This is a genomic window from Sessilibacter sp. MAH1 (genome assembly GCF_054658315.1).
Window position 1 is genome coordinate 74,692 of record NZ_BAAGIC010000021.1, and the last position, 7,307, is coordinate 81,998.

The following is a 7,307-nucleotide window of genomic DNA, read 5'->3' on the forward strand; positions in this document are numbered from 1 at the left end:
GTACACACAAGAAACTACTTAGCTACTTTGGGTTTTCTCTAAAATAACGAGTTTTCTTTAAAATAATCTTTAGCCTGTTCGATATCCTTTAAAATTTGCTGCTGTAGGGCAGTAATAGATTCGAACTTGGATTCATCGCGAAGCTTTTTGCAAAACTCTACCGTTAACATTTGTCCGTAAAGATCACCCGCAAAGTTTAATACATGGGCCTCAAGTATCGGTTTTGCAATACCGTCAACCGTAGGCCGTACGCCGACATTCGCCACCGCGGGTAAAACCTCACCACTAGGAAGTGTAACGTGAGCGGCAAACACACCGCGGACGGGAGTTTTATAACGCCGGATGGCTAGGTTCGCGGTGGGTAGTCCGAGTTTACGCCCCAGCTGATTGCCATAACCCACCCGGCCACTCATAGTGAACGGTTTGCCTAATAAGTGTCTTGCCCCGTCAAAGTCAGCTTCGGCTAAAAGATGACGAATACGAGTACTACTAATTCTTTCGCCGTTTTGTTCCAGCGTGTTGGTATCAGCAACGCCAAAGCCCCACTTGGTACCTTGTGCTTGAAGAAACTCAAAATCCCCTTGGCGGTCTTGCCCAAAGCGAAAGTCATCGCCAATGACAACAAATCGAGCTCCCAAGCCATGTACGAGAATTTTTTCACAAAATTCTTGGGCCGAAAGCGAGCTGAGCTTATTGTTAAACTCCAAACAACAAACTCGGTCTATTCCGGCATCAAGCAGCGCTCTGACTTTTTCGCGAAACCTCATGATTCGAGCCGGAGCCGCCTGCGGCGATAAAAACTCCATTGGCTGAGGCTCAAATATTACTGCAACCGACGGCACACTATATTCAGCGGCCTTGTCTTTCAATTGCTTTATAACTCTTTGATGGCCGAGATGCACACCATCGAACGAACCTAGGGTAACGACACTACCGTGGTGAATATCACGGATGTTGTGCAGTCCTCGGATCAACTTGGGTGCATGATTAATTTGGGTCTCGGCCACAGACTCGTCCAGCATCGGGGTTAAAAAGGGCGGTGATTATAACCGATGACTTTTAAGTTGTGTGGCATTTTCCTTAACTAGCGAGAAGGTCGGAGGTCTTTCGCCCTAATTCCGCAGGCGTATAAACTCAATAGATAACTGCCACCACCAACAACGCAAAGAAGCAGTAACCACAAACATCGTTGAGCGGCATTAATTTCAATCCAAGAAGGTACTTGTGTGAGAATTAAGACCAGCAAAAGTGCCATAACACCATTAGCAACCGCTTGCGTAAAGAACATTCTCTTCCATACCGGCTCTGGCTGATAAACCTCGCGCTTTTTCAACTCGTGAAGTAACCAACCTGCATTCAAGAAAGCCGAAACAGAAGTCGCCAAGGCAAGACCAACGTGGCCTAAATTTAAATAAAAATACAACGGCACCACAAACACCACATTAAAAACCATGTTAGCAATCATGGCTTTAATGCCTATTTTCACTGGCGTTTTCATATCTTGGCGCGCATAAAAACCCGGCGCTAGCACTTTAATAAGCATGAATGCGACTAATCCCAACGCATAAGCACGAAGGCTCCACGTCGACATTTCAATATCGAAAGCGGTCGTTTTACCGTATAAAAACAATGTGCTGAGAATAGGCTCGGCTAAGAGAATCAACGCTAGCGCAGCGGGCACTGCAATCATCACAATCATTCTGAGTGCCCAGTCAAGGGTCGCACTGAATCGGCCAGGATCTTCACTGGCGTGTAAACGCGATAAATTCGGCAAAATAACCGTACCTATCGCCACTGCAAAAACGCCCAAGGGCAGCTCTGATAATCGATCAGAATAGTACAACCAAGAAACACTTCCCGTTGGTAAGAAAGACGCTAGCACGGTATCGAGAAGTAGATTTAGCTGACTTACTGAAACACCAAAGATTGCCGGTGCCATCAATGAAAGTACCTGAATAACCCCTTCGTGGCGGAAATTAACCTTCGGCTTTGGCATGAGTTGCAGTTGTGCCAGAAAAGGCAATTGAAACAGCAACTGCACAACACCAGCAATCAAAACACCCCAAGCCAGCGCGTAAGCAGGCTGCGAGAAATAAGGAGCAGCAAAAAGCGCAGCGCCAATCAAACAGATATTCAACCAAATCGGAGTCAGTGCGGGAATCGCAAAACGGTCATAACTGTTGAGCACGGCTCCAGCAAAGCCTGTCATGGAAATCAAAAACAAATAAGGAAACGTAATTCGCAAAAGATCGGTCGCCAGATCGAATTTAACTTCATCGTTCACGAATCCAGGAGCAAAGAGTGTTGCAACCACAGGCGCGCCCAAAACGGCCAATACAGTAAAGAGCAACAGGACTGATCCCAGAGCACCACAGACGTGATCTATGAGAAGCTTGACGGCCTGCGAACTGCCTTTAGTACGGTATTCACTCAGAACCGGCACAAATGCCTGAGAAAACGCCCCCTCAGCAAATAACCGGCGAAAAAAATTGGGAATCTTAAATGCCACATAGAAGGCATCTGCCCCCGCCTCGGCACCCACAAACCGCGCAAAACATACGTCGCGAATCAATCCCAAAATACGTGACGACATGGTCATTGAGCCGACGATAGAACTTGAGCGAAACAGACTTTTTTTTCCAGAAGCTTCTTGTAACGATGAATTTTTTTCAGGTGGTAATTTTTCCAAGCAGCGAATTCCTAGGCAGAAATTTTGGGCAGTGTACCTGATTTTACTGTGTTGAGATGCAAGTGACCGAATGTCGAGCTATGAAATTCAGACCTTCGGCAAGCTCGTTAACTATTTTGTATGCATAACGCTCATTAAAACTGGTTGACCTGCAGACAAAAATAAAATACTGTACACACATACAGTACTTATAGAAGGGGAAGAAAATGGCTGTTGTAGCAGTTTGGAAATGTGATCGAGATGGCGCTATGTTCGACAACAAAAAAGATGCAGAAGAACACGACAGCATGCTAGAGCTTGCTGCAAACATTACAACGCTAATTGAACAGGAAGTCCCTGGATTAGACGAAGATTCAGCCGAAAAAATTGGTTTGCTACTCGCAAAACGACGAGAACTACTCGTAAAAGCATGCAAAGGCAAACCTGACGCACTGTTGGAAAAATTTGAAGATTCATCATCTTCAGCCACAAAAACTGACAGCAATGTAACTTCATTGAGTGGCGTGTCTTCACTTTAAAAATTGAGTGGCGTGTCTTCACTTTAAAATTTGAGCTATACCAATCGAAAATCACTTTCGATGGTTAAGAAATCAGGGATATCGTTTGGAAAGGACTCCAATATTTATGCGAATTACCCCCTCTCGGGTTAGTCTTCTTTGCTAGCCTTTAATGTTACCGACAGGATGTTGGTTTGAGATCGCCAAGGACGGCGATCGTAATTTTAATTTCATGCTAAAAACTTTTGGAAACTCTAATTGCCCCAGAGCTTCCATCGACACAAGGACTTATTGCCAATTTCAAGAGCGGTAGGCGATTGAAATTGTGAGGAAATTGGAAATTGCATTGTCAATTTTTGTCTTTTGATTAATTTATTGGATGAGTTAGAGGTTCCTTTATTTAGGTTCAAGCATTCATTAGATGAGTTAAAAATTCTTTTAACGTATCCCTTGTTTGCACCTTGGATAAATTTAATCAAACCCGAATTAATTACAAGATTAAACAATATTTTTATTACGAACCGCTAATTTTAATAATCCACATTTATTGAAATAGTGCCGACATCGAGAATCTTACTGTTATATTCAAAACTTCTATTTAACAAATTAGATTCATCTAATTTTCAGTTTTTTGCTCTTCTCTCTTAACTCCTAATTTAAGTAATTCTTTTGATACAATTATAGTGATTTGCTATTTATAGAAATTCACTCGTAATATCATCATTGAATCGAATCCTTGTTTATCAATCTCAATCTGGAATGATCAAACCAATAAGATTTATTTGATCGAACAATCCAAAAAAAACCGACTACAAAAATCCACCAAAAAAATATAGTAAGCTCTAATCAATCAAAAGTTTCCAGCGACACTGGCAAGCCTCTCCAATTTCAGGAACGATAAATAATTGAAATGGTTAAAGAATTGGAAATTACATTTTTAATTACTACTCCTTGATTAAATTACGGATGAGTATCAGAGATACTGATCAGAATTATTTTGCACAACAAGTCTTAACATTAGCATTTACTTATTCTTGAACAAGAAAACAAAATTTAACATTTAATTTAAAGCTATTAAGTAGTTCACACTTTTGCATATTGTTTAAACAGTTATATAATTACCGAAAAGAGACTAATCACAAAGTAACTGCACTTATCCGATATAAGACATGTATGAGTTAACTCTAAAACTCACACTTATGGTCTCGCTTAAGTTCAGATGCAAACCTATCTTATGAAAATGGACAAAGTTCTAATGGATTAGATACCAGGTCCACTCTGACTCCGTCATTTATTGATGTATTTATGTTTTTGGTAGCTAACAAAGCAGTAAGCACTATGGATACTTATAAAGTTGTTTTTTGGGGTGAAACCTTCCCAGGCAAAAATCGTGAAGCGGCCATGATGGCGTTTGCAGATCGTTTTGGCGTGAGAAACGGTAGCCAGCTGAAAAATCTGTTTTCAGGCAAGGTAAACATTCTGAAACAGGGACTGGACAAAACCTACGCTAAACGCTTAGCAATGGCGATTGAAGAAATCGGCTGTCGCAGCCGAATTGAAACTGATCGCGCTGATAAGCGTCTCCAATACGAGACTAATGATGATTTAGTTTTAGAGTCGAGACTACCGGATACCTATCCAAGTGGACTTGCACAAAAACTGGAGCAGGCACAGCTTCTTGAGCCACGTATGCTGGCCATAAACCTAGTCCCGAAGCCACGCTCAGCTTTTCAATAGATACCCATCATCGAGCTATTAGATACCTTCACGATACAGGAATGGCCGACTTCCTATGTGAAGCGCTCAATCTAACTAAGCAAGATGAGATATCTATCTATAATTAGAAAAATCTCTAAAATTCGAATTGACACAGACTAAAAAAAACGCATAATGCTGCGTCCTTAGTTTTAACAGCCCATTCACAGGAGCAACACGGTGGCAAATTCACCTCAAGCAAAAAAACGTGCTCGCCAAAACGACAAAGCGCGTAAGCATAACGCCAGCCTGCGCTCAATGGTGCGTACTTATATTAAAAAAGTTAATGCAGCCATTGCAGCCGGTGACCAAGAAGCAGCTAAAGCAGCGTATACGGCTGCAGTACCTGTAATCGATCGAATTGCAGATAAAGGCATTATTCATAAGAATAAAGCTGCTCGTCACAAGAGCCGTTTGAACGCTCAAGTTAAAGCATTAAGCACCGCTGCTTAAGATTAGCTTGTCGTCAAACAACAAAAGAAGCCGCTCATGCGGCTTTTTTTACGCCCGTAATAATCTGCAATTGCCATATTCTGCCACATTCTATCGCTGACTCGCCCTAAAGCACCCATTCCGAAGCCTACTTCCCTGTGTTTAATAACCCTATCGAAACAAAACACACAGATTTTTAAATTCACGGGAAACGGACATGAAAAAACTAATCGCACTTTCTACTCTTTCACTTGCACTTGTAACTGGCGCCACGCAATCGTTAGCAGCAACCACCGCTACCGAAGCAAAACAAGGAGCCACCTTTGCGACATCAACCATTGTTGGCACCATTGTCGGAGGACCTGTAGGCTTTGTTATCGGCTCACTTGCAGGAGCGTATCTTGGCGATGAGATAAAAAGAGCGGATGAATCTACTGCATCCCTTAAAGCCGCAACATCTGAAATCGCTTATTTAGAAGAGGAACTCGCCGTGAACCAAGCTTTATTGGTAGACCAAAACAGCCAACCAGAGCCTTACAAGCTACAACTAGAAACACTGCCAATGCGCGTGTTCTTCAGCACCAATTCGGACCAGCTAAACACAGATGCTGAAGGCGTTGTAGATGCCATTGCGGAAGTGCTGATGGAAAACCCCGATATCAATATCGAACTGGTTGGCCATACCGATCCACGTGGTAACGACGACTACAACAATGTTCTTTCGCAATATCGTGCGAAGTCGGTGAAAGATAAATTATTGGTGATGGGTGTAAAAGAATCTCGAATTATCACTCGCGGCGAAGGCTCAAATTTCTCCCAAGCCCAAAAAGGTGACCGCGAAGCTTACGCTCTTGAGCGCCGTGTAGACATCGACTTTTTAACCAATACAAGCAATAACTTTGTATCTCGCTTTTAAAGCGCCTTTTCATAACACCTTTATTTCATCTCTACTTAATCACTCGCCATAACTTTGCCCGGTTCGCCGGGCTTTTTTGTACCCAAATCCGTATCTGGTGGAATGTACTTATACGGAAATATCGCCAGTCAGAGTTAATTAAATATTTCAGATAAAGCCCGCCACTTGTTAGAAGAAATCTAATAAATAGCAAAACCATTTAATTAATCAAGTTTCAAACGCAGTAAGTAATTATGGCCGGAAATAACGACGTATTCATAGCATACAAGCAACCGTCAATTCGCGCGGTTCTCACCGATCAATCTTTGCCATTATTACTAGAAATACATTTGCGTTGTTTAATAGCAGAAATAAATCCGAAGCCGATTTATCGTAATTAATTACTGCAATTATATAACGAGAGGATTGCATTGATCGCTAATGGAGTATGAGTATGAGTATGAGTATGAGTAATACCCGAACTTCAAATACGAATAAATTATTGCCGCCATTATCATTCATTTTCTGGCAACATTGACCTCCTCATTTTCATTTAATAAAGGTAAGTTGCCGGCAAATTGTAATCGATTTTAGTCGCAACATTTAAATTCCCGGGAGCTGTGGTTAAAAAAGACTGAAACTAGCAAGTCATAGCGGCGTTTAACAAAACGAATAGACTTAAACAGAGATAGGCCACTAGTAATAGAACCAGAGCCACAGAGATAGATGATTGGACATTCTTGAGAAAAACTCTCTACAGCCAATTCCAATAACATCGAGACGCTCGAAAGACTCTTTTAAGGATTCTAGAGCGATCGCATTAACGCTGGGCTAACCAAAAATAGCTAACTATTCTGAGTAATCTAACTAGTAGATGAGAGTTTTAATTTAGCGAGTTATTTTTGAAGGGTATATAGATTGTTTTTAAGAAGGCATAAAAAAAGGGCCATCCGTTAGGATGACCCTTTTAGAGTTAAGAGCTTGACGATGACCTACTCTCACATGGGGAGACCCCACACTACCATCGGCGATGCATCGT

At 41.9% G+C, this 7,307-nt stretch carries 6 protein-coding genes; 4 read left to right on the forward strand and 2 right to left on the reverse strand.

From position 1 onward, the window contains the following. Positions 1 to 38: 38 nt before the first annotated feature. Together ribF and murJ are read right to left on the reverse strand one after the other, a co-directional pair. A complete protein-coding gene (gene ribF / locus ACYQ28_RS17475; RefSeq protein ID WP_460052172.1) occupies positions 39 to 1,007 on the reverse strand; it encodes a bifunctional riboflavin kinase/FAD synthetase in 969 nt (322 codons plus the stop codon). Positions 1,008 to 1,084: 77 nt separating this feature from the next. Next, on the reverse strand, positions 1,085 to 2,689 hold the full coding sequence (gene murJ / locus ACYQ28_RS17480) for a murein biosynthesis integral membrane protein MurJ (protein WP_460052171.1): 1,605 nt from the start codon (positions 2,687 to 2,689) through the stop codon (positions 1,085 to 1,087). Positions 2,690 to 2,895: 206 nt separating this feature from the next. On the opposite strand from murJ, the gene ACYQ28_RS17485 reads away from it, so the two are divergent. From ACYQ28_RS17485 to ACYQ28_RS17500, 4 genes are all read left to right on the forward strand, one after another. Further along, positions 2,896 to 3,207 carry a YebG family protein gene (locus tag ACYQ28_RS17485; RefSeq protein ID WP_460052170.1) on the forward strand — a complete coding sequence of 104 codons (312 nt, stop codon included), beginning with the start codon at positions 2,896 to 2,898 and terminating at the stop codon, positions 3,205 to 3,207. Between the two features lie 1,317 nt (positions 3,208 to 4,524). Beyond that, positions 4,525 to 4,923, forward strand: coding sequence for a hypothetical protein (locus tag ACYQ28_RS17490; protein ID WP_460052169.1), 399 nt, complete (start codon positions 4,525 to 4,527; stop codon positions 4,921 to 4,923). Between the two features lie 198 nt (positions 4,924 to 5,121). After that, the gene (gene rpsT / locus ACYQ28_RS17495; RefSeq protein ID WP_460052167.1) at positions 5,122 to 5,394 is read left to right on the forward strand and encodes a 30S ribosomal protein S20; all 273 of its coding nucleotides are present in this window, start codon (positions 5,122 to 5,124) and stop codon (positions 5,392 to 5,394) included. 196 nt (positions 5,395 to 5,590) lie between these two features. Beyond that, positions 5,591 to 6,289: an OmpA family protein gene (locus ACYQ28_RS17500; RefSeq protein WP_460052166.1), complete on the forward strand. Its 699-nt coding sequence runs from the start codon at positions 5,591 to 5,593 to the stop codon at positions 6,287 to 6,289. The last annotated feature ends 1,018 nt before the right edge of the window (positions 6,290 to 7,307 follow it).